21 protein-coding genes are annotated in these 25730 nt (G+C 54.5%); 11 read left to right on the top strand and 10 right to left on the bottom strand.

Annotation, left to right across the window (positions count from 1 at the left end; genetic code table 11):
- Positions 1-37: 37 nt before the first annotated feature.
- Positions 38-1051, bottom strand: a complete 1014-nt coding sequence (iolG, locus tag DA718_RS25670) for a bifunctional inositol 2-dehydrogenase/D-chiro-inositol 1-dehydrogenase (protein ID WP_112216280.1) — start codon at positions 1049-1051, stop codon at positions 38-40.
- A 48-nt stretch (positions 1052-1099) separates the two neighbouring features.
- Positions 1100-3040, bottom strand: coding sequence for a 3D-(3,5/4)-trihydroxycyclohexane-1,2-dione acylhydrolase (decyclizing) (gene iolD / locus DA718_RS25675; RefSeq protein ID WP_112216279.1), 1941 nt, complete (start codon positions 3038-3040; stop codon positions 1100-1102).
- Between the two features lie 525 nt (positions 3041-3565).
- Here iolD and DA718_RS25680 point away from each other — a divergent pair.
- Entirely contained in the window at positions 3566-5479 is a 1914-nt protein-coding gene (locus DA718_RS25680) for a bifunctional 5-dehydro-2-deoxygluconokinase/5-dehydro-2-deoxyphosphogluconate aldolase (protein ID WP_112216278.1), read from the top strand.
- A 151-nt stretch (positions 5480-5630) separates the two neighbouring features.
- Positions 5631-6488 carry a MurR/RpiR family transcriptional regulator gene (locus tag DA718_RS25685; RefSeq protein WP_110276618.1) on the top strand — a complete coding sequence of 286 codons (858 nt, stop codon included), beginning with the start codon at positions 5631-5633 and terminating at the stop codon, positions 6486-6488.
- Positions 6489-6632: 144 nt separating this feature from the next.
- On the opposite strand, the gene iolB is transcribed toward DA718_RS25685, so the two are convergent.
- Both iolB and DA718_RS25695 read right to left on the bottom strand, forming a co-directional pair.
- The gene (gene iolB, locus DA718_RS25690) at positions 6633-7442 is read right to left on the bottom strand and encodes a 5-deoxy-glucuronate isomerase (RefSeq protein WP_112216277.1); all 810 of its coding nucleotides are present in this window, start codon (positions 7440-7442) and stop codon (positions 6633-6635) included.
- 18 nt (positions 7443-7460) lie between these two features.
- Complete coding sequence (locus tag DA718_RS25695; protein ID WP_112216276.1) at positions 7461-8966, bottom strand: CoA-acylating methylmalonate-semialdehyde dehydrogenase; 1506 nt, start codon at positions 8964-8966, stop codon at positions 7461-7463.
- A gap of 361 nt (positions 8967-9327) precedes the next feature.
- Here DA718_RS25695 and DA718_RS25700 point away from each other — a divergent pair, with 361 nt between their 5' ends.
- Together DA718_RS25700 and DA718_RS25705 are read left to right on the top strand one after the other, a co-directional pair.
- Positions 9328-10149, top strand: a complete 822-nt coding sequence (locus tag DA718_RS25700) for a TIM barrel protein (RefSeq protein WP_112216275.1) — start codon at positions 9328-9330, stop codon at positions 10147-10149.
- 88 nt (positions 10150-10237) lie between these two features.
- Positions 10238-11737 (top strand): helicase HerA-like C-terminal domain-containing protein, encoded by a 1500-nt coding sequence (locus DA718_RS25705; protein ID WP_112216291.1) that lies wholly within the window; start codon positions 10238-10240, stop codon positions 11735-11737.
- A gap of 40 nt (positions 11738-11777) precedes the next feature.
- On the opposite strand, the gene lptG is transcribed toward DA718_RS25705, so the two are convergent.
- Both lptG and lptF read right to left on the bottom strand, forming a co-directional pair.
- Complete coding sequence (lptG, locus tag DA718_RS25710; protein ID WP_112216274.1) at positions 11778-12860, bottom strand: LPS export ABC transporter permease LptG; 1083 nt, start codon at positions 12858-12860, stop codon at positions 11778-11780.
- Positions 12860-13957, bottom strand: a complete 1098-nt coding sequence (lptF, locus tag DA718_RS25715; protein ID WP_110276612.1) for an LPS export ABC transporter permease LptF — start codon at positions 13955-13957, stop codon at positions 12860-12862. The genes lptG and lptF overlap by 1 nt, the downstream gene beginning before the upstream one ends.
- 393 nt (positions 13958-14350) lie before the next feature.
- Here lptF and pepA point away from each other — a divergent pair, with 393 nt between their 5' ends.
- The 3 genes from pepA (at position 14351) to DA718_RS25735 (ending at position 19228) form a co-directional block, all read left to right on the top strand.
- On the top strand, positions 14351-15862 hold the full coding sequence (gene pepA / locus DA718_RS25725) for a leucyl aminopeptidase (protein ID WP_112216273.1): 1512 nt from the start codon (positions 14351-14353) through the stop codon (positions 15860-15862).
- 67 nt (positions 15863-15929) lie between these two features.
- Positions 15930-16373, top strand: coding sequence for a DNA polymerase III subunit chi (gene holC, locus DA718_RS25730; RefSeq protein WP_004098129.1), 444 nt, complete (start codon positions 15930-15932; stop codon positions 16371-16373).
- A complete protein-coding gene (locus DA718_RS25735) occupies positions 16373-19228 on the top strand; it encodes a valine--tRNA ligase (RefSeq protein ID WP_112216272.1) in 2856 nt (951 codons plus the stop codon). The genes holC and DA718_RS25735 overlap by 1 nt, the downstream gene beginning before the upstream one ends.
- Positions 19229-19287: 59 nt before the next feature.
- Here the strand turns inward: DA718_RS25735 and DA718_RS25740 are convergent, their stop codons facing one another.
- Positions 19288-20484 (bottom strand): YjgN family protein, encoded by a 1197-nt coding sequence (locus tag DA718_RS25740; RefSeq protein WP_112216271.1) that lies wholly within the window; start codon positions 20482-20484, stop codon positions 19288-19290.
- 185 nt (positions 20485-20669) lie between these two features.
- Between DA718_RS25740 and DA718_RS25745 the strand changes: the two genes are divergently transcribed.
- Positions 20670-21173, top strand: coding sequence for a GNAT family N-acetyltransferase (locus DA718_RS25745; RefSeq protein ID WP_112216270.1), 504 nt, complete (start codon positions 20670-20672; stop codon positions 21171-21173).
- A gap of 161 nt (positions 21174-21334) precedes the next feature.
- Positions 21335-22357: an alpha/beta hydrolase gene (locus DA718_RS25750; RefSeq protein ID WP_112216269.1), complete on the top strand. Its 1023-nt coding sequence runs from the start codon at positions 21335-21337 to the stop codon at positions 22355-22357.
- 41 nt (positions 22358-22398) lie between these two features.
- On the opposite strand, the gene miaE is transcribed toward DA718_RS25750, so the two are convergent.
- The gene (miaE, locus tag DA718_RS25755) at positions 22399-23157 is read right to left on the bottom strand and encodes a tRNA isopentenyl-2-thiomethyl-A-37 hydroxylase MiaE (RefSeq protein WP_112216268.1); all 759 of its coding nucleotides are present in this window, start codon (positions 23155-23157) and stop codon (positions 22399-22401) included.
- Between the two features lie 177 nt (positions 23158-23334).
- Positions 23335-23760: a ribonuclease E inhibitor RraB gene (rraB, locus tag DA718_RS25760; RefSeq protein ID WP_110276605.1), complete on the bottom strand. Its 426-nt coding sequence runs from the start codon at positions 23758-23760 to the stop codon at positions 23335-23337.
- Positions 23761-23859: 99 nt separating this feature from the next.
- Here rraB and argL point away from each other — a divergent pair, with 99 nt between their 5' ends.
- Both argL and argF read left to right on the top strand, forming a co-directional pair.
- Positions 23860-23955: a putative translational regulatory protein ArgL gene (gene argL / locus DA718_RS31085; RefSeq protein ID WP_376767899.1), complete on the top strand. Its 96-nt coding sequence runs from the start codon at positions 23860-23862 to the stop codon at positions 23953-23955.
- Entirely contained in the window at positions 23925-24929 is a 1005-nt protein-coding gene (gene argF / locus DA718_RS25765) for an ornithine carbamoyltransferase (protein ID WP_112216267.1), read from the top strand. Before argL ends, argF begins: the two co-directional genes overlap by 31 nt.
- Before the next feature lie 301 nt (positions 24930-25230).
- Here the strand turns inward: argF and DA718_RS25770 are convergent, their stop codons facing one another.
- Positions 25231-25683, bottom strand: a complete 453-nt coding sequence (locus tag DA718_RS25770; protein ID WP_112216266.1) for a YhcH/YjgK/YiaL family protein — start codon at positions 25681-25683, stop codon at positions 25231-25233.
- Positions 25684-25730 lie beyond the last annotated feature (47 nt).

A 25730-nucleotide genomic window follows, 5' to 3' on the forward strand; every position in this document is an offset into this window, starting at 1 on the left:
GTTACCTGTGCAAAGAAATTCCGTCAGCAAAGCGTGCTTAGTTTTTGTAGAACGCCGGGCACTCCGGTAGCGTCACTTTTATCGGTTCACTGGTACCCTGTGCCTTGATGCAGGCGTCGGCGGCAACGGATGCAGCATAGCCATCCCAGGCCGATGGGCCGTGCAGCTGGCCTGCCTGAACATCGTTGATGAAAGCTTGCAATTCAACGTCATACGCTTTAATAAAGCGGTCTTTCCAGTCGACCAGAATGGCGGTCGACAGGTTAGCGGATTTACGCATCTGCACCGCTGACGGCTCAGGCAGGCGAGCAATACCGGTTTCCCCCACCACTTCACACTGGATGTCGTAGCCGTACTGGCAGTTCACAAACACTTCAACATCGATCAGAGTGCCTTTCTTGGTTTCGAACGACACAATCTGCGGATCTTTCAGGCGCGCATGAGTGTGTGAGGTCGAGCGCGGGAAACGCACCTGCACCGAAAGATAATCATCGTCCAGCAGCCAGCGCAGAACGTCCAGCTCGTGAATAAGGGTGTTGGTGATCGCCATATCGGTGGTGTAGTTCTCGCCCACTGACTGGTTGCGGTGCGCACAGCGCAGCATCAGCGGCGCGCCGATATCACCGTCATCGATCACTTTTTTCAGCGCCAGATAGCCTTCGTCATACGGGCGCATAAACCCAACCTGCACCAGACGACGACCGGCTTTCATTTCCGCATCAACAATACGACGGCAGCCTTCCGCGCTCATCGCCAGCGGCTTCTCGCAGAATACTGGCTTACCGGCGGCGATAGCAGCCAGGGTGTATTCTTCGTGGGTTGGGTCCCAGGAAGTGACCAGGATGGCATCCACGTTGCTGGCCTTAATCACGTCATGACCGTCGGCATACACTTCTGCATGTACGCCCGGCAGCGCAACCGCGGCCCGCGCGTTCTCTTCGTTGATATCCGAAACCGCTACCACCGTAGCGCCCTGTAATACCTGAGTGCAGCGGCGGATATGTTCTTTACCGATAGCTCCGGCACCGATGACACCTAATTTGAGTGACATAGTTGGTTTTCTCCCGAGATTTGTAGGGTTCAGGGTTTGTGTTCTGTTTTAGTAATCCCGCGCCTGAGCGCGTTTTTCATTAATCATTTCAGCTACTTTGCGGATCCGCTCGGACAGTGCCGACTGCGCGACGCCGACGTTCCACCAGCTGCCGTATTTGTGCACCATGGTTTTCGGTAGCACTTTAATGTCGATCAGGGTGCTGACGGTTTCGCGGCGCGCGGCATCCAGCGCATGGCGTAGCTCATCGAGCGTCGTGACGCGCCAGGTTTTGCAGCCGTAGCCGGAAGCGACGGTGGCGAAATCTACCGGTACCAGGCCGCCCTGCAGCTGGCCAGACTCGGCGCAGCGGAAGCGGAATTCGGTGCCGAAGCTATCCATTCCGTGCTCCATTTGCAGGTTGTTAATACAGCCGTTAGCCATGTTATCGAGCAGCACGATATTGATCTTCGCGCGCTCCTGCAGGGAGGTCACCAGCTCGGAGTGCAGCATCATGAACGAGCCGTCGCCGACCAGTGAATAGACCTCACTTTGCGGCTGGGCTAACTTCACGCCTAGCGCGGCGCTGACTTCATAGCCCATGCAGGAGTAGCCGTATTCCACGTGATAAGTGTTGGTCGCCCGGTTACGCCAGACGCGCTGCAGGTCTCCCGGCAGGCTTCCCGCTGCCGCCACAATCACTGCATCCGCCGGTAGCGTTTCATTTAACACGCCGAGAACGCTGCTTTGCGTCAGAGTTGAGTCGGTTATCTGGCGGAATTCGCGATACACCGATTCACGATCCAGATGGTCGTCAATTTCCGGTACAAAAGATTTTTCCTGCCACACCGCCTGGTAAACGCGCTGAGTCTCTTTCAACTGGCGGCTCTGTACGCTTTCGATCTGCTCGCCCCATGCGGCCTGCCAGGTGTCGCTGGACAGAGCGTCATCCAGGGCATCAAGGGCTTCACGAGCATCCGCCAGCATCGGAATACCATCGAGCTTCCAGGCATCGAAGTTGCTGACGTTAATATTGAGGAAGCGCACGCCCGGATGCTGGAAAATCCATTTCGACGAGGTGGTGAAATCGCTGAAACGCGTGCCGAGGCCAATCACTAAATCCGCCTCTTTCGCCAGCAGGTTCGCCGCCAGGCAGCCGGTTTCCCCGACGCCGCCAACGTTAAACGGATGCGAAGAGACCACGCTGCCCTTCCCGGCCTGAGTTTCAGCAAATGGAACGCCGTAACGCTCGGCAAAACGGGTCAACGCCTCGCCTGCACCGGAGTATTTCACCCCGCCACCGCAGACGATCAGCGGTTTACGGCTGGCTTTAATCGCCGCAACCGCATCCGCCAACTGCGCGGCGCTGGCCGGGCGACGGTCAAGACGATGTACGCGACGGGTAAAGAAGGACTCTGGATAATCCCAGGCTTCGCCCTGGACATCCTGCGGCAGACACAGGGTAACAGCCCCCGTTTCCGCCGGGTCGGTCAGCACGCGCATCGCGCTCACGCAGGCACTCATCAGCTGTTCCGGACGAGTAATACGATCCCAGTACTTGCTCACCGCACGAAACGCATCGTTGGTGGTAATGCTCAGGTCATGACTCTGCTCGATCTGCTGTAAAACGGGATCCGGTTGACGAGTAGCAAACACATCGCCAGGCAGCAATAACAGAGGGATACGGTTGGCGGTGGCGGTTGCAGCGGCGGTAATCATGTTCGCTGCGCCAGGGCCGATGGAAGAGGTGCAGGCAATAATCTGACGGCGCAGAGACTGTCTGGCAAAACCGGTCGCGGCATGTGCCATTCCTTGCTCGTTACGCCCTTGATAGACCCGCATTTCACCGCTGTCTTGTTCCAGAGCTTGACCCAGCCCCAGAACGTTGCCGTGGCCAAAGATAGCAAAGATGCCTTTTACGAATTTATGCTCTTCGCCATCCACTTCCAGGTACTGGTTATCCAGGAACTTCACCAGCGCCTGCGCCATTGTCAGTCTCAGTTTGCCCATGTTGCCCAATCCTTATTGTTCAGTATTTGCGTGTGGGTTCGCGTTTGCCCTGCACAGCGATACAAGCGATGAGTCAGGGAAATCGTTAACGTCACTGGAATACTTTTGGATTATAGGCAAACATTTTTTTCATTAAATAGAAATACAGAAAAAATATTTCATTTTGCGAGAAGGATCAAACTCTCTATGCATTTCACCCGTTTCATTGGCATCTTCCATACGGGATGACGCTCAATTTACGAGGTTTTTCCTTTGATATCCCCTTAAAAATCATAGGTAAAGAAAGATACTGCACTCACCTCTGTTCTATTTTCAGTCACCGTGCAGGATCTTAGGCAGAATGAGGCTCAGCGCGGCATAGTGGTATATCCCTCACATTTTTGGTTTTTTAATTTCGATCTAGTTTGCAAATGAAATATTTATTTCTCAAACTAAGGGGAACCAATAACCCTCAGGCTGTTTTCGGAGACGCTGTCGGCATTCCGACTCTTCCGTACAGCAGAAATGCAAAAGGAAACCCTAGCTATGAATGCAGCAGTAAAGCGACTCGATGTCATCTGTATTGGCCGGGTGGCAGTCGATCTCTATGCCCAGCAGATTGGCGCGAGGCTGGAAGATGTTGCCAGTTTTTCTAAATACCTGGGTGGCTCTTCCGGCAACGTCGCCTTCGGCACCGCCATTCAGGGATTAAAATCGGCGATGCTTGCCCGCGTGGGCGATGAACACAATGGCCGTTTTTTACGTGAAACGCTTAGCCGCGCCGGCGTCGATACGGAATACTTAATCACGGATAAGCAGCGCCTGACGGCGTTAGTGATGCTGGGGATTAAAGATCAGGAGACATTCCCGCTGATTTTTTACCGCGATAACTGCGCCGATATGGCTCTATCGCCAGAAGACATTAAAGAAGAGTACATCGCATCTTCCCGGGCTCTGGCGGTAACCGGCACTCACCTTTCACACGCCAACACGCGTGAAGCGGTACTGAAAGCGCTGGAATATGCCCGCCGTCACGGCCTGCGTACCGCGCTGGATATCGACTATCGCCCGGTGCTCTGGGGGCTAACTTCTTTAGGCGACGGTGAAACGCGTTTCGTTGAGTCGGGCCAGGTGACCAGCCAGCTTCAGGAAGTACTGCATCTGTTCGATTTAGTCGTCGGTACAGAAGAAGAGTTCCATATTGCTGGAGGCAGTACCGATACGCTGACCGCGTTGAAAAACGTGCGTAACGCCACGAAAGCAACGCTGGTTTGCAAACGCGGTCCGATGGGCTGTGTGGTTCTGGAAGGCGCCATTCCTGACAGCTGGGATAGCGTACCGCTACAGCAAGGCGTGCGTGTAGAAGTGCTTAACGTACTGGGTGCTGGCGATGCCTTTATGTCCGGTCTGCTGCGTGGCTGGCTTAATGATGAAGGCTGGGAGCAGGCCTGTCGCTACGCTAACGCCTGCGGCGCACTGGTCGTATCACGCCACGGCTGTGCGCCAGCGATGCCGACCAAAGTCGAGCTTGATGACTACCTGTCGCGGGCAGAATCGGTCCCGCGTCCGGATATCGACGACCGCCTTAACCATCTCCATCGCGTCACCAGCCGCCGTCAGGCGTGGCCGGAGCTGTGCATCTTCGCCTTTGACCACCGTAAGCAGTTGTCGGATCTCGCTCAGGAAACCGGGCGTAATGAATCCTGCATTCCACAGCTGAAGCTATTGCTCCTGGCGGCTGCGGAAAGCGCAGCCAAAGAAGCAGGTCTTGATGGACGCAGCGGTATTCTCGCCGATGGCACCTACGGTCAAAGCTCGCTGAATGCCATCACCGGCAAGGGATGGTGGATCGGTCGGCCGATCGAAATGCCGAGCTCGCGCCCGCTGCGTCTGGAGCACGGCAACATCGGTTCCCAGCTGATCGACTGGCCGCTGGAGCACGTGGTGAAATGCCTGGTCTTCTATCACCCGGCCGATCCGGCTGAGCTGCGCGCCGAGCAGGATGCGCTGCTGCTGGAAGTCTGGCAGGCATGCAACAAGTCCGGGCATGAGCTGCTGCTGGAAATCATACTGCCGGAGAACGGTCCGGATAAAGATGAACGCCATTACCACGATATGCTGGAGCACTTCTATCAGCTCGGCATTCAGCCAGACTGGTGGAAGCTGCCGCCGCTGTCGAGCGTTCAGTGGGAGAAAATCAGCAAGCTGATCGAACGTGAAGACCGCTGGTGCCGTGGGATCCTGATCCTCGGTCTGGATGCGCCATCAGATCGCCTGCGCGCCGGTTTTGCCGAAGCGGCGAAGCATCCGATGATCAAAGGCTTTGCCGTCGGTCGTACCATCTTTGGCCAGCCGTCGCGCCGCTGGATGCAGGGAGAACTGAGCGACGAGGCGCTGATTGACGAAGTGAAACGCAACTATCTCACGCTCATCGGCTACTGGCGTGAAGCCCGCGGCTGATTCTAACCTGGCCCGCATCCTCTCCTGAAGATGCGGGCTTTTTTCTGGATCTTCGTGAAATGAATCGCGTATTTCACCGTAGTGAATGAAAAATTCGCTTCATTTGATACACTGGAAATTATATTCCTTTCATTTTCTCAGAGCGCAATCTATGGCCAATAATCCGACCCAACTTACCATCTTGCAGGATGAAATCAGGCGTCGCTACGACACGCTAAGCAAACGCCTGAAACAGGTAGCCCGTTATATTCTGGATAACAGCAATAGCGTGGCTTTTGACACCGTGGCCTCTATCGCGCAACAAGCTGACGTTCCTCCTTCAACGCTGATTCGCTTCGCTAACGCCTTCGGTTTCAGCGGCTTTAACGAAATGAAGCAGATGTTCAAGCAGCATCTGATGGAAGAAACAGCCAACTATACCGAGCGTGCCCGTCTGTTCCGCCAGACCACGACGGATGATTCTTCCCCGCCGGAAACGCCGACCGAAATCCTCAATATGTTCACGATGGTTAATACGCAGGCGCTACAGCAGCTGGCGATGCAGACCTCCGGTGACGATTTGCAGCGCGCGGTGGCATTGCTGGCGGAAGCGGAAAATATCTACGTTATCGGCCTGCGCCGTTCCTTTAGCGTCGCCTCCTACCTGACCTACGCGCTACGCCATCTGGATCGTAAAGCGTTTCTGATCGATGGCCTGGGCGGCATGTTCACCGAGCAGCTAAGCCTGGTAGGGCCGAAAGATGTGGTTGTCGCAGTGAGCTTCTCGCCTTACGCCCGTGAAGTGGTTGAGCTGGTTGAGCTGGGCGCTCAGCGCAAAGCCCGGCAGATAGCGATTACCGACAGTCAGGTCAGCCCGCTGGCAGCCTTTAGCGACGTGTGTTTCGTCGTACGCGAGGCGCAGGTTGACGGATTCCGTTCGCAGGTGGCATCACTGTGCCTGGCCCAGACGCTGGCGGTTTCTCTGGCGCTAAACAGCAGCAAAGATTCAGAAACGAAACAGCTGGCCTAGGCTTTTTGCCTTTTCCCGGGGGCGGCGCGCTGCGTCTGCCCGGGCTACCAAACCTCATTTTCACGGGCCGACAACAATGGCTAAATTTAAGGCCGGTTAGCATCGCTAACCGGCCTTTTTATCATCGACTATCCTCTACGGATATCAATCATGGCGAGGATACTCAGGGCTGTTGATCCATGCATGATCCTCTTCCCAGGTAAACAACCACTTGCGGTCCGGACCGGCCATGACGTTCAGATAATAGCTATCATAACCGGCAATCGCCGCTACCGGATGATAGCCACGTGGGACCATCACTACATCGTGGTTATAAGGCGCCATGCAGGCATCCAGGCTACGGTCATCGGTATAGACACGCTGGAACGCGAAGCCCTGCGGCGGATCGAAACGATGGTAGTAGGTTTCTTCCAGCTGGGTTTCCTGTCCCGGCAGTGCCGTATCGTGCTTATGCGAAGGCCATGAGCTGGTCGCGCCCTCATCGGTGTAAACCTCTACCACCAGCAGGCAGTCCGCCTGCACGTTATCCGGCAGAATGTTGTGCACCAGACGCTGGTTGCGCCCTTTGCCGCGATGTTCAACGCCCACATCCTGCGGGGAAATCACTCGAGCCGTAAGCGTTCCTTTCCCCGGCGCGCTGCATACCGCCAGCTCAAGGTCTGAATCGGCCGTCACTTCAACTTTATCCTGCGGCGGCACGTAGACCGACCAGGGCGGCGTTCGCTCAAACGGTGACATACGCTGACCAAGGTTCGGAAAATCGGCTTTCGTGGTTTTTACCGAAGCCAGTCCGGCAACCAGCACCAGGCACAGTTCACGATCGCCGCTTTCCAGGGTAACGGTTTGTCCTTTCTTTAACATCCAGACATCAAAGCCAATATATTTCCACCCCGCGCTCTGCGGGGTGATGTGCTGGATCTGCCCTTCTTGTTTTGCTTTAGCCAGTAAAGACATGGCGTTCTCCTCCGCCGATTAACCTAACGTCGGCATACTGAACTCAGATACGGTTTGCTGACCTTGCGGCCAGCGGACGGTGGCGGTTTTCATTCGAGTATAGAAACGCACACCATCTGGCCCATGCACGTTCAGTGCACCAAATACGGAGCGTTTCCAGCCGCCAAAACTGTGGAAGGCCATCGGAACAGGTACCGGTACGTTGACCCCAACCATTCCGGCCTGGACATCATGTACAAATTCTCGAGCAGTGTGGCCATTACTGGTAAAGACGGCGCTACCGTTGCCGAACTCATGGCTGTTCACCAGCTCCAGCGCGCTGTGGTAATCCGCCACGCGGACAATCCCCAGCACCGGGCCAAAAATCTCTTCGCGCCAGATAGTCATCTCCGGCGTCACGTGGTCGAACAGCGTTCCGCCGACGTAGTACCCCTCTTCAAACCCGGAGACCTTCAGCTTACGTCCGTCGACCACCAGCGTAGCCCCTTCGCTGGCGCCCTTATCGATATAGCCCAGCACTTTTTTCTGGTGAGTATCAGAAACGACCGGTCCCATTTCGTTCTCTTCTTTGCCACGCATACAGCCTGGACCGACCTTCAGCGACTCCACCAGCGGTTTCAGGCGCGCAATCAGCTTATCTGCCGTTTCATCCCCCACGGCCACCACCACCGGCAACGCCATGCAGCGCTCACCCGCAGAACCGAACGCGCCGCCCATAATGGCATTGACGGTGGCATCAAGATCGGCGTCTGGCATAACAATCGCGTGGTTTTTCGCGGCGCCGAATGCCTGAACTCGCTTACCATAAGCGCTGGCGGTTTTATAAATATGCTCTGCGACGCCGGAGGAGCCCACAAAGCTTACCGCCGCGATACGCGGGTCTCTGTAGAGCTGTTCAGCATCTTCATTACTGCAATGTACCACGTTAAAAACGCCATCCGGCAGGCCCGCTTCTTTCAGCAGTTCAGCCATACGCACTGCGGCAGTTGGCGCCAGCGCGGGCGGCTTGAGGACAAAGCTGTTCCCGCAGGCCAACGCCAGCGGGAACATCCACATCGGCACCATCGCCGGGAAGTTAAACGGCGTAATTCCCGCCACCACGCCTAGCGGCTGCATCAGCGAATAGCTGTCAACGCCGGTACCGACATCCGATGAGAATTCCCCTTTGATCAGATGCGGAATGCCGCAGGCAAACTCAACGACTTCCATGCCGCGGGTCAGCTCACCCAGCGCGTCAGAAAAGACTTTACCGTGTTCGCTGACGATAATCCCCGCCAGCTCTTCAGCATGCTGTTCAAGTAACATTTTAAAATTGAACATCACGCGGGCGCGGCGCAGAGGCGTGGTACGTGACCAGCCTTCAAAAGCATCGCGTGCAACCTGAATCGCGTCAGACACTTCCTGCGCGGTCGATAGCGTGACTTCGCGGACCACTTTGCCCGTCGCGGGGTCGAAAACCGGCATCGTATTGTTGCTGGCGCTGGTAACGGTTTTCCCGCCAATAAAGTTTCCTGTGATAGTCATGCTCTCGCCTCATATGTATGGGGTATCGGGGGCCAACGCAGTACGGCCCATTGCTGGATCTGCTGTGCTATAACCGTAGTAAAATGAAATTAATATTTCAATGTTTGCGTATAATGAAATTCTATTTTGGTGATGATGGTCGCACTTTCTTGTAAGAAAATGTCGCCTTACAGGCTAAATCACAACTGAAAGAGATTAGACGTAGAGCCTCATGGAAACAGAAGTCATAAAAACACACCAGGAAACTATTTTGCGAGTCGGCTCAAAAAACCACCATTTCACTCATTGCTAATTTTGGAATAAACGTTTTGACTAAGAAGCAATCGAACGAACCCGATCCATCTTGTGTCAGGAGAGTCAAATGGCTATCGCACAGCAGCGTTTCTGTATCAATCGCAAGATCGCTCCCTCACTCAGTATTGAAGCCTTCTTCCGCCTGGTGAACAGCCTGGGGTTGAATAAGGTCGAGCTACGTAACGATCTTCCTAGCGGAAAAGTGACCGACGATCTCCCCCCTCAGCAGGTTCGTGAACTGGCTGACCGCTACCATATTGAGATCCTCACCATCAATGCGGTATACCCTTTCAACTGTCGCACCGAAGAGGTTCGCAGCCTGACAGAGTCGCTGTTGAAAGAGGCGAAAGCCGTTGGCGCGAAATCGCTGGTGCTGTGCCCGCTGAATGATGGCACCGAGGTTCCGGCGAGCGAGACGCTCAACGCCCTGCGCGATCTGGCGCCGTTATTTGCCTTCTACGGTATTCACGGGCTGGTTGAACCGCTCGGCTTCCCGCAAAGTTCTCTGCGTTCATCGGCGCAGGCGCAAACGCTGATCCACGACGCACGGGTGCCGTTTAAGCTGCTGATCGATACCTTCCACCACCATCTTTATCCTCAGGCTGATGAAGAGTTCGCTCAGGTAGATATGGCAGAGATTGGCCTGGTACATCTTTCCGGCGTTGAGGATACCCGCCCCCGCGAGACGCTCACGGATAACGAACGCATCATGCTGACACCGAAGGATCAGTTGCAAAGCTGCGAGCAGGTGAAGAATCTGGAAGCGCGCGGCTATCAGGGCGTGTATGCCTTCGAACCTTTCTCGCCTGAGCTGGCAAACTGGAGCGAAGACGACATCCGCCGCGAAATAGAACAGAGCATCGACTTAATTCAGCGCCACTGCGCCTGAAGTGAGTCAATGCCAGCGTGCGTGATTTCTCCCTCCATTTGTGGTCAGGTTGCCTATACTCGCAGCAGGATAAATGGAGAAATCGATGATGAGTTCACCTCTGCTGATTGCACGCACGCTGGAGAAACAGCTGCATTTATTACCCGCCATGGCCAATCGCCACGGACTGATTACCGGCGCCACCGGGACCGGTAAAACCGTCACTCTACAAAAGCTGGCGGAGTCTTTTTCGGAAATCGGCGTTCCGGTATTTATGGCTGATGTGAAGGGCGATCTCACCGGTATCGCTGAATCAGGCCAAAATTCGGAAAAACTGCAGGCGCGGCTGGAGAAAATAGGCGTGACGGACTGGCAGCCGCACGCTAACCCGGTAGTGGTCTGGGACATATTTGGCGAAAAGGGCCATCCGGTTCGCGCTACGGTTTCTGACCTCGGACCGCTGCTGCTGGCCCGTCTGCTCAACCTCAACGAGGTTCAGTCCGGGGTGCTGAATATTATCTTTCGCATCGCCGACGATCGTGGTCTGCTACTGCTCGACTTCAAAGACCTGCGCGCCATTACCCAATATATTGGCGACAATGCCAAAGCGTTTCAGAACCAGTACGGCAATATCAGCAGCGCTTCAGTCGGGGCGATTCAGCGCGGTCTGCTCACTCTGGAGCAGCAGGGCGCGGAGCACTTTTTTGGCGAACCGATGCTCGATATTCAGGACTGGATGCGCGTCGATGCCAACGGTAAAGGGGTGATTAATATCCTCAGCGCCGAGAAGCTCTACCAGATGCCGAAGTTGTACGCTGCCAGTCTGCTGTGGATGCTCTCCGAGCTTTATGAACGCCTGCCGGAAGCGGGCGATCGGGAAAAGCCAAAACTGGTCTTTTTCTTTGATGAAGCGCATCTGCTTTTTAACGATGCGCCGCAGGTGCTGCTGGACAAAATCGAGCAGGTGATCCGCCTGATTCGCTCCAAAGCCGTCGGCGTTTATTTTGTTTCGCAAAACCCAGCGGATATCCCCGACGCGGTGCTTGGCCAGTTGGGTAACCGCGTGCAGCACGCCCTACGCGCTTTCACGCCAAAAGATCAGAAAGCGGTAAAAACCGCCGCGCAAACCATGCGCGCCAACCCGGCATTCAGTACCGAACAGGCGATCCAGGAGCTGGGTACCGGAGAGGCGCTTATCTCCTTCCTCGATGAAAAAGGCAGCCCATCGGTAGTGGAACGCGCAATGGTTATCGCCCCCTGTTCGCGTATGGGGCCGGTCTCCGACGATGAACGCAACAGGCTGATTAATCACTCGGTGCTGTATGGCAAATATGAAGAAGAGTTCGATCGCGAATCGGCGTTCGAAATGCTGCAAAAAGGCGTTCAGGCTACGACTGACAAGCAGGAGTCACCACCAGCCAAAGGTCAGCAAAACAGCGACGACGGCCTTCTCGGTGGGTTAAAAGACATTCTGTTCGGCACCACCGGGCCACGCGGCGGTAAGCGCGATGGCATCGTGCAAACTGCAGCCAAAAGCGCGGTGCGTCAGGTGACGAATCAGATAGTCAGGGGAATGCTGGGAAGCTTACTAGGCGGGCGAAAACGATAAAAAACGCCCCCTTTCTACATCAGGAAGGGGGCGCGTTACATCAGGATTTGCGCATCATCAGCCAGAGGCTTAGCAGGAAGAAGCTGGCACTCGGCAATAGCGCACCGATTATCGGCGGAATGCCGTAGACCAGAGTTAACGGGCCGAAAATCTGGTCCAGCACATAGAAGATAAAACCGAAGCTAATCCCGGTTACCACCCTCACGCCCATCGCCACGCTACGCAGCGGGCCAAAGATAAACGACAGCGCCATCAGCATCATCACCGCCACCGACAGCGGCTGGAAGATCTTGCTCCACATATTGAGCTGATAACGACCAGGGTCCTGACCGCTGGACTTCAGATAGGTGACGTAGTTATGCAGGCCGCTGATCGACAGCGCATCCGGGTCCAGCGCCACCACGCCGAGTTTGTCCGGCGTCAGATTGGTTTTCCAGGTCCCGCTGACCATCTGCGTACCAGTGACCTGTTTCGGGTCGGTGAGATTAGACTCATCCACCTGCGACAGACGCCAGAGCTTATTCTCGGTATCAAACTTCGCCGATGCGGCATAGCGCACAGACTGCAAGCGACGCTGGTCGTTAAAGGCGTAAATGCTCACGCCGCCCAACTCATCGCTGCCTTTTACCCGTTCGATATAGACAAAGTTATGACCATCTTTCGCCCACAGACCCTGCTGGGTTGAAAGCAGCGAACCACCATACATCTGCTGAGCACGATAGTTACGCGCCATCTGCTCGCCCTGTGGCGCAACCCACTCACCCATTGCCATAGTCAGCAGCACCAGCGGGATAGCGGTTTTCATCACCGACAGCGCCACCTGCAAGCGAGTAAAGCCGGAAGCCTGCATCACCACCAGCTCGCTGCGTTGTGCCAGCATCCCCAGCCCCAATAGTGCGCCAAGCAATGCCGCCATCGGGAAGAAGATTTGAATATCTTTTGGTACGCTAAGAATCGTGTAGATCCCGGCCCCCAACGCATCATAATTGCCCTGCCCGGCCTTTTTCAGCTGGTCAACAAACTTGATAATGCCCGAGAGGGAGACCAGCATGAACAGCGTCATCATGATGGTGTTGAAAATCGTCTTACCGATATAACGGTCAAGTACGCCAAACGCCTGCATCACGCCGCTCCTTTGTTAAAACGGGCACGGAAGCGGCGCATTGGCACCGTATCCCACAGGTTCAACAGCACGGCCAGCGCGAAATAGAGCAGATTGACCGTCCACATCCAGAGCATCGGGTCCATTTTGCCTTTACCGCCGCTTGATTTAATCGACGTTTGCAGCAGGAAGAACACCAGATACAGCAGCATCGCCGGCAGCATCGACAGCACGCGCCCTTGACGCGGGTTGACCACGCTGAGCGGTACAACCATCAGCGCCATAATGAATACCGTCGCCACCAGGGTGAAGCGCCAGTGCAGCTCCGCGCGGGCACGATCGGTATCGGTACGCCACAGGGTGCGCATGTCCATCTGCTCGGTATCATTAGGGTCAGATGCGACGGCCTGATGGCCGACAACTGCCTGATAATTTTTAAAATCGGTAATGCGGAAGTCGCGCAGCATCGCGGTGCCTTCAAAGCGGGTACCCTGATTCATGGTCACCACCTGCGAGCCGTCTTTACGCAATGAGAGCTCGCCGGTATCCGCCACCACCACCGATGGACGGGCATTGCCTTTCGGCCTGAGTTGCGCAAGGAAGACATCGTTGAAGCGGTTGCCGTTGACGTTTTCGATAAACAGCACCGCGCTACCGTCGCTGGCTTGCTGGAACTGGCCCTGAGCCAGGGCCGCCATGCCGGGGTTGGCTTTCGCCTCCGCCAGTACTTCATCCTGGTGACGAGATGACCAGGGGCCAGCCCACATGACGTTGACTGCCGCGACGATGCCAGTAAAGAGTGCAAGGATCATGGCGGCTTTCACCAGAACAGCCTTACTCAGGCCGCAGGCGTGCATCACCGTGATTTCACTTTCGGTATACAGTTTGCCCAGCGTCATCAGCAGCCCGAGAAATAAACTCAGGGGCAGAATGAGCTGCGCCATTTCAGGTACGCCCAGCCCTAACAGCGAGAGCACCAGATTTGTCGGAATATCGCCATCAACAGCGGCTCCGAGGATCCTGACCAGTTTCTGACAGAAGAAAATGAGTAGCAGGATGAATAGGATCGCCAACTGGCTTTTCAGCGTCTCACGAACCAGATATCTTATGATTATCACTATAAATACGCCCGTAAAAACCCGTTTTATTGCAGGAAAATAGCTTGTTTCATGGCTTAAACGTCATTTATTCTCTTTGGTCGTCGAAAACATCGCTAAGATTAAATGACTTGCTGGTTCTGCGTATCAGGATCTTTTCTGACGAACCAAGGCCGTAATAACGTTAAGATTAACACGAAGTCACCACAACAGCGGACATGAGTTACGAAAGCTTTCAATTTCTATACTCTATGGATTTCGAGTTGCAGGCAGGCGACAAGACTGTGAAGCCCCGGAGCTTACATCAGGTAAGTGACAGGGGTGAGCAGGCGCAGCCAACGCATCTGCAACTTGAAAGACGACGAGTATAGCTGTAGCCACCATTGTTGTCTTTAAGATTCAGGAGCATAGTGCATGGAGTTCAGTGTAAAAAGCGGTAGCCCGGAAAAGCAGCGGAGCGCCTGTATCGTGGTCGGCGTCTTTGAACCACGTCGGCTCTCCCCCATCGCCGAACAGCTCGATAAAATCAGCGACGGTTATATCAGCGCCCTGCTGCGTCGCGGCGAACTGGAAGGTAAACCTGGCCAGACGTTATTGCTGCACCATGTGCCGAACATTCTCTCAGAGCGCATTCTGCTTATCGGCTGCGGTAAAGAACGCGAGCTGGACGAGCGTCAGTACAAGCAGGTCATTCAGAAAACCATCAATACTCTGAATGATACAGGCTCAATGGAAGCCGTCTGTTTCCTGACCGAACTGCACGTCAAAGGCCGCAATAACTACTGGAAAGTGCGTCAGGCGGTTGAGACCGCAAAAGAGACGCTGTACAGCTTTGACCAGTTGAAAACTAACAAAAGCGAGCCGCGTCGTCCGCTGCGTAAAATGGTCTTCAACGTCCCAACCCGTCGCGAGCTGACCAGCGGCGAACGCGCGATCCAGCACGGTCTGGCGATTGCCGCCGGTATCAAGGCAGCGAAAGATCTCGGCAATATGCCGCCGAACATCTGCAATGCCGCCTACCTGGCTTCCCAGGCACGCCAGCTGGCCGATACCTACAGCAAGAACGTCATTACCCGCGTTATCGGCGAACAGCAGATGAAAGAGCTGGGAATGAACTCTTATCTGGCGGTCGGCAACGGTTCGCAGAACGAATCACTGATGTCGGTTATCGAGTACAAAGGTAACCCGGCAGAAGACGCGCGTCCTATCGTGCTGGTCGGTAAAGGCCTGACCTTTGACTCCGGCGGTATATCCATCAAGCCTGCCGAAGGCATGGACGAGATGAAATACGACATGTGCGGCGCGGCGGCGGTGTATGGCGTGATGCGCATGGTTGCAGAGCTTCAGTTGCCGCTAAACGTTGTCGGCGTGCTGGCCGGGTGTGAAAACATGCCGGGCGGTCGCGCCTATCGTCCGGGCGACGTGTTGACCACCATGTCCGGCCAAACGGTTGAAGTGTTGAACACTGATGCCGAAGGGCGTCTGGTGCTGTGCGATGTGCTGACCTACGTTGAGCGCTTCGAGCCAGAAACGGTTATCGACGTAGCGACCCTGACCGGTGCCTGCGTGATTGCGCTGGGCCACCACATCACCGGCCTGATGTCGAACCACAATCCACTGGCCCATGAGTTGATTGGCGCGTCCGAACTGGCGGGCGATCGCGCATGGCGTCTGCCGCTTGGCGACGAGTTCCAGGAACAGCTGGAGTCTAACTTCGCGGATATGGCGAACATCGGCGGCCGTCCTGGCGGCGCGATTACCGCAGGTTGTTTCCTGTCGCGCTTTGCGCGTAAGTACAACTGGGCGCACCTGGATATCGCCGGTACCGCATGGCGCTCCGGTAAAGCCAAAGGCGCCACTGGTCGACCAGTTGCCCTGCTGTCACAGTTCCTGCTAAACCGCGCCGGTTTTAACGGCGAAGAGTAAACCCGAAAGCCGGGTGGCATCTGCCACCCGGTTTCGCATTTAAAATCACCACAAGAAGCCCCATATCATGAAAAACGCAACGTTCTATCTTCTGGACAACGATACACAACAGGATGGCTTAAGCGCCGTCGAGCAACTGGTGTGTGACATTGCCGCAGAACGTTGGCGCAGCGGCAAGCGGGTGCTTATCGCTTGCGAAGACGAGCAGCAGGCGATTCGTCTGGATGAAGCGCTATGGGCAAGGCCCGCGGAAAGTTTCGTTCCGCATAATCTGGCAGGGGAAGGTCCGCGCGGCGGCGCGCCGGTAGAAATTGCCTGGCCACAAAAGCGCAACAGCAGCCCGCGGGATATTTTGATTAGCCTGCGGCTAAACTTTGCAGATTTTGCCACCGCTTTCACAGAAGTGATAGACTTCGTCCCTTATGAAGATTCTTTGAAACAACTGGCGCGCGAACGCTATAAAGCGTACCGCATGGCTGGTTTCAACCTGAACACGGCAACCTGGAAATAATGGAAAAGACATACAACCCCCAAGATATCGAACAGCCGCTTTACGAGCACTGGGAAAAGCAGGGCTATTTCAAGCCTAACGGCGATGAAAGCAAAGAGTCCTTCTGCATCATGATCCCGCCGCCGAACGTCACCGGCAGTTTGCATATGGGTCATGCCTTCCAGCAAACCATCATGGATACCATGATTCGCTACCAGCGCATGCAGGGTAAAAATACCCTGTGGCAGGCCGGTACCGACCATGCGGGGATTGCTACCCAAATGGTGGTTGAGCGTAAGATTGCCGCCGAAGAAGGTAAAACCCGCCACGACTACGGTCGTGATGCCTTTATCGACAAAATCTGGCAGTGGAAAGCGGAATCCGGCGGCACCATTACCCGCCAGATGCGCCGCCTTGGCAACTCTGTGGATTGGGAGCGCGAGCGCTTCACCATGGATGAAGGCCTGTCCAACGCCGTAAAAGAAGTCTTTGTCCGCCTGTACAAAGAAGACCTGATTTACCGCGGCAAGCGCCTGGTCAACTGGGACCCGAAACTGCGCACCGCCATCTCTGACCTGGAAGTGGAAAACCGCGAGTCTAAAGGCTCGATGTGGCACATCCGCTATCCGCTGGCCGACGGCGCGAAAACCGCAGACGGTAAAGATTACCTGGTGGTCGCCACCACGCGTCCGGAAACCGTTCTCGGCGACACCGGCGTGGCCGTGAACCCGGAAGATCCGCGTTATAAAGATCTGATCGGCAAATTCGTGATTCTGCCGCTGGTTGATCGCCGCATTCCGATTGTTGGCGATGAACACGCCGATATGGAAAAAGGCACCGGCTGCGTGAAAATCACCCCGGCGCACGACTTTAACGACTATGAAGTCGGTCGTCGTCACGCCCTGCCGATGATCAACATCCTGACCTTTGACGGCGATATCCGCGAAAGCGCGGAAGTCTACGACACCAAAGGCGAAGAATCTGACGTTTACCCAAACGACATCCCGGCAGAGTTCCAGAAGCTGGAGCGTTTTGCTGCGCGTAAAGCCGTCGTTGCCGCTGTCGACGCTCTGGGTTTACTGGAAGAAGTTAAACCACACGACCTGACCGTACCTTACGGCGACCGTGGCGGTGTGGTTATCGAACCGATGCTGACCGACCAGTGGTACGTCCGTGCCGACGTACTGGCAAAACCAGCGGTTGAAGCGGTTGAGAACGGCGATATCCAGTTCGTACCGAAGCAGTACGAAAACATGTACTTCTCCTGGATGCGTGACATTCAGGACTGGTGTATTTCCCGTCAGTTGTGGTGGGGTCACCGTATCCCGGCCTGGTACGACAACGACGGCAACGTCTACGTGGGCCGTACCGAAGACGAAGTGCGCCAGGAAAATAACCTCGGTGCTGAAGTCGCGCTGCGTCAGGACGAAGACGTTCTCGATACCTGGTTCTCCTCCGCGCTGTGGACCTTCTCTACCCTCGGCTGGCCGGAGAACACCGACGCGCTGCGTCAGTTCCACCCGACCAGCGTGATGGTTTCTGGCTTCGACATCATCTTCTTCTGGATTGCCCGCATGATCATGATGACCATGCACTTCATCAAAGATGAAAACGGCAAGCCGCAGATTCCGTTTAAGACCATCTACATGACCGGTCTAATTCGTGATGACGAAGGCCAGAAGATGTCCAAGTCCAAGGGTAACGTGATTGACCCGCTGGATATGGTTGACGGTATCTCCCTGCCGAACCTGCTGGAGAAACGTACCGGCAACATGATGCAGCCGCAGCTGGCTGAGAAAATTGCCAAACGTACCGAGAAGCAGTTCCCGGACGGCATCGAGCCGCACGGTACCGACGCCCTGCGTTTCACCCTGGCAGCGCTGGCCTCAACCGGCCGCGATATCAACTGGGATATGAAGCGTCTGGAAGGTTACCGTAACTTCTGTAACAAGCTGTGGAACGCCAGCCGCTTCGTGCTGATGAACACCGAAGATCAGGATTGCGGCTTTAACGGCGGCGAAATGACCCTGTCTCTGGCGGACCGCTGGATCCTCGCGGAATTCAACCAGACCATCAAAGCGTATCGCGAAGCGCTGGATAACTTCCGCTTCGACATCGCCGCAGGCATTCTGTACGAGTTCACCTGGAACCAGTTCTGCGACTGGTATCTGGAGCTGACTAAGCCGGTCATGACCGGTGGTTCCGAGTCTGAGCTGCGTGGCACCCGCAATACGCTGGTGACCGTGCTGGAAGGTCTGCTGCGCCTGGCGCACCCGATCATCCCGTTCATTACCGAAACCATCTGGCAGCGCGTGAAGGTTATCTCCGGCATTACCGCTGACACCATCATGCTACAGCCATTCCCGGAATACGATGCGGCCCAGGTTGATGAAGCCGCGCTGGCCGACACCGAATGGCTGAAGCAGGCGATCGTTGCCGTACGTAATATCCGCGCGGAAATGAACATTGCGCCGGGCAAACAGCTGGAGCTGCTGCTGCGCGGTTGCAGCGAAGCTGCAATGCGTCGCGTGAACGACAACCGCAGCTTCCTGCTGAACCTGGCGCGTCTGGAAAGCATCACCGTGCTGCCAGCCGATGACAAAGGCCCGGTTTCCGTGACCAAAATCATCGACGGCGCCGAGCTGCTGATCCCGATGGCAGGCCTCATCAACAAAGAAGATGAGCTGGCGCGTCTGGCAAAAGAAGTGACCAAAATCGAAGGTGAAATTGGACGCATCGAAAGCAAGCTCTCCAACGAAGGCTTTGTGGCGCGCGCACCGGAAGCGGTTATCGCCAAAGAGCGTGAGAAGCTGGAAGGTTATGCACAAGCGAAAGCGAAGCTGATTGAACAGCAGGCCGTCATCGCCGCGCTGTAATTCCTCGCGAAAGAAAATAAGGCCAGAGCATGCTCTGGCCTTTTGCATTACAGGAAGGATTACAGGAACGGCAGCATGGGGAAAATTCCGCCGCACAGTTTGTCAGATACCGCAGGCTGAGATGCCACGTCCGGCTCCATATCGAGAGAATCAAGCTCGCCAATCACTGCAGTATTCGCAGCAATATAGCGCATCAGATGAATCTTTAACCATGGATAAGCCAGCCCCAGCGTGAACAGAGGGAGAAACGTCAGGCCCAATAAACGCGGAGCAAGACCGAGAAACGTCAGGGTCGAACGGAAATGAACGCCATCTCCCAGCACCAGATTATTCAACGCATGATTACGTAGAGCCGCCCAGGCATAGGCCGTAGATAGCACGATACCAATAGTGAAAAAGAAGTATCCACCCACTACTGCGCCAAGATCCTGCAATACCATAAGCAGCGCCGTGTTTTCACTACACAAGCCGAACATACAGCCAGTAATCATCTGCGAGAATACAGAAAATAAAAAAACAATAAAAATCAAAACAAATGGTAATGAGACTACCGTTGCCCATAAAAATATAACCATGCAACGTTTTGTACTGATACAGATATTAAATTTATTTTTTCCCAAGCTAGCACTTTTACCGATTAACTCAAGCCAATGGCTATAAACCACCCCATTAGTGACACTAATAATAAACAGCGCCAGCAGAGTCAGGAAAATGATGCTGAGGATCATACTATTGACGCCATAGTAGAAACCAAGGTTACTTCCGAGCATTGAAAATAATACGGCCATTAGCGTATAAATCAGTACAGGCATACCGAGCATCACCCACCATGCGCGAAGCGGATGGCACTGAAGCCCGAAGCGAACTTGACCAAAAGAGGTCATCATCGCGTGGTAGCCTAACCCTTTTATTATCATTACGGGCAACAGAACGAGGAGGAGTAACACCTCCAGTCCCTCGCTTCCGGGGTAAAATATGGCTAACGCTAAACCAAGTAACATCAGTACAACAAATATCAGCACCCAACTGAGTAAAATCGTAATCCCGCGGCCATGGTAGCCCAAACGGGTGCCATTAACCGCCATATTCTCACAAAGGTAACGGCGACTGCGTACCCAGGCCCATGGAATAAATATCCCGCAAGTAATGATAGACAATATGACATTAACCAAACAAATAACAAAGTAGGGCCATGTCTGACCATGAAAAACAAAATGATGGCTATGACTTTGTTGCTGCCCTGAGATCATACTCATAAATACATCGTCCTTGTAATTTAAACCATATATAAAAATAATAAATCAAGGTATTCTACATTGAGCGAACAGAATATATTATCTTTTCATTTTTCGGCAATGCATTTAACGCGCTCCTTGCACCGCTAAAAAAATAATGGTATTAAAACAATGTATAGTTATTTAAGTTAAGATTGAGTGATTCTATGAATCTTGCCGCGACACAGACCTTCACTTTACGCCGCCTATCTGCCCATGATAACGCCGCGATAGCCGCCGTTATCCGCCAGGTCTCCGCAGAATATGGCCTGACCGCTGATAAAGGCTATACGGTCGCCGACCCAAATCTGGATGAACTTTTCCAGCTATATAGCCAGCCGGGTTCCGCCTATTGGGTGGTCGAGCAAAACGGACAGGTTGTTGGCGGCGGCGGCGTTGCGCCTCTGACCTGCAGCGAGCCCGATATTTGTGAGCTGCAGAAAATGTATTTTATGACATCAGCCCGTGGCCAAGGGCTGGCGAAAAAGTTGGCGCTGATAGCACTGGATCACGCCCGCGAGCAGGGGTTCAAACGCTGCTATCTGGAAACCACCGCCTTCCTGAAAGAAGCGGTTGGTTTATATGAGCATCTCGGCTTTGAGCATATCGACGGGCCGCTGGGCTGTACCGGACATGTCGACTGCGAAGTCACAATGCTAAAGACCCTGTAGTCCCCGTTAAGACAAACGCATATATCTATCGAAAAACTAAATGAATTTAATGCAAAAAGAGCATTATTCATGGCAAATTTTCGGTAATACACTGCCTGAGCATTAGATCTTTTTCCCCTTTAGCCTGTCGCCACGGCGGGCGTTGCTCAGGATAGAACATCATGACAAAAGTCCCTTTCCGGCTGATTGGTAGCCTGATTATTGGTGGCATGGCCTCCAGCGTTTACGCCAACGAACTTCCCGGGAATACCGAAGGCGCACAGGTTATCCGCGTGGAAAAAACGCAGGGCCGCATCGATGCGCTGAACGATATTGTTTATAGTCAGGTGAAAAGCACCGTTGCCGTGCGTCAGCTGCATATGTCGCTGCTGGTACCGCGCAACGGCAACCTGAAACCGGCAATCGTCTATTTCCCCGGCGGCGGTTTCACCAGCGCGGCATGGAATAAGTTTATCGAAATGCGTATGGCGCTGGCTGATGCCGGATTCGTTGTCGCCGCGGCGGAATATCGCACGGTCCCGGACACGTTCCCGGCTCCGGTTGTGGACGGTAAGGCAGCTATTCGCTACCTGCGCGAGCATGCGACGGAATACGGTATCGATCCATCCCGTATTGGCGTTCTTGGCGACTCCGCTGGCGGCTATATGGCCCAGATGCTGGCGCTGACCAACGACGATAAATCATTCGATCGCGGCGACAATCTCGCCCAATCCTCCAATGTTCAGGCCGCCGCAACGCTGTACGGGATCTCAAATTTATTGAATATCGGCGAAGGTTTCCCGGAGCCGATACAAAAAGTGCATCAGTCACCGGCGGTCACTGAAGCGCTGCTGGTTCACGGCAGCGCCTTTCGCGACTGGCCGGGCGCGACTATCGGCAGCGATAAGCAAAAAGCGCTGGCGGCCAGCCCCATGGGCCATATCAGCGGTAAAAAACCACCGTTCTTAATTATGCACGGCAGCGCCGACACGTTGGTTTCGCCGCTACAAAGCAAACAGCTCTATAACGCGCTGAAAAAAGAGGGTAACCAGGCGGACTACGTGTTGCTGGAAGGCGCGGAGCACGGCGATGACAGCTGGTATCAGAAGCCAGTTATTGAGCGAGTGGTGAACTGGTTTAAAGCGACTCTCGGCGCACCGAAAGCCGCCGCTGCTACGGAAAAAGATAAGAACGCTAATCTATAGTGATTGTCAGGCCGCAATAGCTAAACGGCGGCCTGAACTTTTTAAGCAGGCACGCCGCTGTGAAAACGAAATTCCGCTTCGGTTGCGTTAATAAGCGCCGCTTCCGCCTCGCCAAGCTGGCGCACGCGTTCGCTAATATCGTCCCCGGCAATCCTCTGCGCTAAATCCAGATAGTCTTGATAGTGGCGCGCTTCGGAACGCAGTAGCGACAGATAAAACTTCTGCAGATCATCATCCAGCCATGGCGCCAGCGCGGCAAAACGCTCGCAGGAACGGGCTTCAATATAAGCGCCGCAGATTAACTTATCGATCAGCATCACCGGTTCGTGAGAACGCACTTCCCGGCGTAGCCCGCGGGCGTAGTTGCTGGCGGTTATTTTGACGTAAGGTATGTCGCGGGAAAGCATGATTTCACGAACTTGCCAGAAGTGATGCAGCTCTTCTTTGATCAGCAAAATCATACTGTCGAGCAGTTGACGTCCCCAGGGATCGTCGGTCTGCGGCATGGCGCTTTTATTTATCTGCTTATGCAGCGCGACAAAATCCGGCTCCGGCCCCCAGCGGTAGGTGAAATCCTCATAGGGCTTCAGGCAGGCCAGCAGTTCATCCGCACCTTCTTTATCCGCTACGTACCGACGCACCAGCAGCATGGCGTTCTGCGCAGCTTTCAGCTCGCACACCATATGATCGGTGAGCAACAACGGCAGATTTTCCGGCTTCCGGGCTTCATCAATCCACGCCTGAGGAGTTGGGCAGTGCAGAAAATCTAAAATCGGGGAGAGTATGTGCGGGTAATCCATTGAAGTTCCTTGCTATACCCTAAATAATTCGAGTTTCAGGAAGGCGGTAAATGAGCGAGTCCCCAGGAGCTTACTTGAGTAAGTGGCTGGGGCGAACGAACGCAACCAACGCACATGCAACTCGAAGTATGACGGGTATATACGGCGGCGCGGTATGCCGCCGTATATCTCTGCGGCTTAGTGGCGAACGCCGTCGTCGTCTTCATCAACGAGATCTTCGTCGTCGTCACCTTCTTCGTCTTCACCGTTAGGATCTTCGTAGTAGGTGCCCCAGCCGTCGTATTCAACTTCATATTTTTCTGCCAGCGTCATCAGTTGCTCAACCTGAGTATCGATCAGCTCAGCATTCAGCGCAGACTCACTGAGGATATCGCAACAGATAACGGTATCACCTTCTTCGACTTCCAGCTCTTCTGGCTCGGTCACTTCATAACCCAGTTTGAAGGCTTCTACCGCCACTTTCTCCAGCGTTTCGAAGTCGTCGGCAGAGAGATGATGCTCAATGGTGTACAGCGCGTCCGGATCGCTGCCATCTTCAAGCAGCTCTTCGATAATCAGACGCGTTTCTTCACGCTGTTCTTCCAGTAGTTCCGGGTTTGCCATGGCTCGTTCCTCATAATGTGTCGCAGATACTTCTATTGTCACATACCGCCGTGATTGCCTCCACCATCTGAGAGAAAGATTTATGACACGGGGTTGCAAATGAATATTCATACATATAAAGTGAATTTTAATTCAACAAATGGCCTGAGCCATGTGAGGGAACCATGTCTGCGTTTTACCAGAAGCATTTTTTAAAGTTGCTTGATTTTACCCCTGCCGAAATCACCGCCCTGCTTGAGCTGGCAGCCAGGCTCAAAGCTGATAAGAAAAACAATATCGAAATCCAGCATCTCACCGGCAAAAACATCGCGCTCATCTTCGAAAAAGACTCTACCCGCACCCGATGCTCTTTCGAAGTTGCCGCATTTGACCAGGGCGCACGCGTTACTTATCTCGGCCCAAGCGGCAGCCAGATTGGACATAAAGAATCAATTAAAGATACGGCTCGTGTGCTGGGCCGGATGTATGACGGTATTCAGTATCGCGGGCATGGCCAGGAAGTGGTCGAAACGCTGGCGGAATTTGCCGGTGTACCGGTGTGGAACGGGCTGACCAACGAGTTCCATCCGACCCAGTTGCTGGCAGACCTGCTGACCATGCAGGAACATCTGCCGGGTAAAGCCTTTAACGAGATGACCCTGGTCTACGCCGGTGACGCACGCAACAATATGGGAAATTCCATGCTGGAAGCAGCGGCATTAACCGGGCTGGATCTGCGTCTGGTGGCGCCGATGGCCTGCTGGCCAGAGGAGAAGCTGGTCGCACAGTGCCAGGCGCTGGCGCAGAAAAACGGCGGTAATATTACCCTGACCGAGGATATCGCCGCGGGCGTGAAAGGCGCTGACTTTATCTATACCGATGTGTGGGTATCGATGGGCGAAGCTAAAGAGAAGTGGGCGGAGCGCATCGCGTTGCTGCGTGCTTATCAGGTGAATAGCGAGATGATGACGCTGACCGGCAATCCGCAGGTGAAATTCCTCCACTGCCTGCCCGCGTTCCACGATGACCAGACCACGCTCGGCAAACAGATGGCTGCGGATTACGGCCTGCATGGCGGAATGGAAGTGACCGATGAGGTGTTTGAATCCCCGGCGAGCATTGTTTTTGACCAGGCGGAAAACCGTATGCATACCATCAAAGCGGTGATGGTCGCGACGCTGGGAAAGTAACCCTTCTTTAGCGATATTTTCCCGGATTGCGCTACGCTGGTCCGGGCTACCAGACCCCAAACCGCACAGACCTGTAGCCCGGGCAAGGCGTTAGCCGCAACCTGGGGGCTTTCCCGGAGGCGGCGCTTGACGCGCCTGTCCGGGCTACCTGACACCAACCTATACAGACCTGTAGCCCGGGTAAGGCATTAGCCGCAACCCGGGGGCTTTCCCGGAGGCGGCGCTTGGCGCGCCTGTCCGGGCTACCTGACCGCACCAAACCGTATCCCCGGTAGGCGCAGCAGCGCCTACCGGGGATTTTTTACGCCATCAGCATCTTCACAACCGCTTTGCGCACTTTTGCCGGCGCGCCGACGGCGCACAGCGGTTTATGTACTTCATCAGGATAGAAGACCACAAAATCTCCTTCATTGAGGATCACGGTTTTCTCCTGCGCGCCCTCAGCCAGGAAAGCGATATCTTTATCCGCCAGCCAGTCGGTATCCGGCGCACCGGCAGGCAGAACGCTAAAGGTCATGCCCTCCTGTCCTTTCAAGACAATCTGGATATCCAGGTAGCGGGCATGATACTCAGCGCGACGGTCGGCCATCGGCTCGGTGGTATCCTCGGAAATCAGATAAAACAGGTTGTTACCGTCAATATCATGCTTGCCGAGCGGTGTCGCATCAGTGACATGAGCTTTAACGTGGTCGATAGCCTCGCGCAGAGACTCCGGCAGCCAGCTTTGTAGATGGTGAATGTTTCCAACAATCATAATAACCCTCGAATATAAAACAGCTTTTCATTTTCCGTTTTTATACC

Source organism: Klebsiella huaxiensis (assembly GCF_003261575.2).
In the GTDB taxonomy this organism is placed as follows: domain Bacteria; phylum Pseudomonadota; class Gammaproteobacteria; order Enterobacterales; family Enterobacteriaceae; genus Klebsiella; species Klebsiella huaxiensis.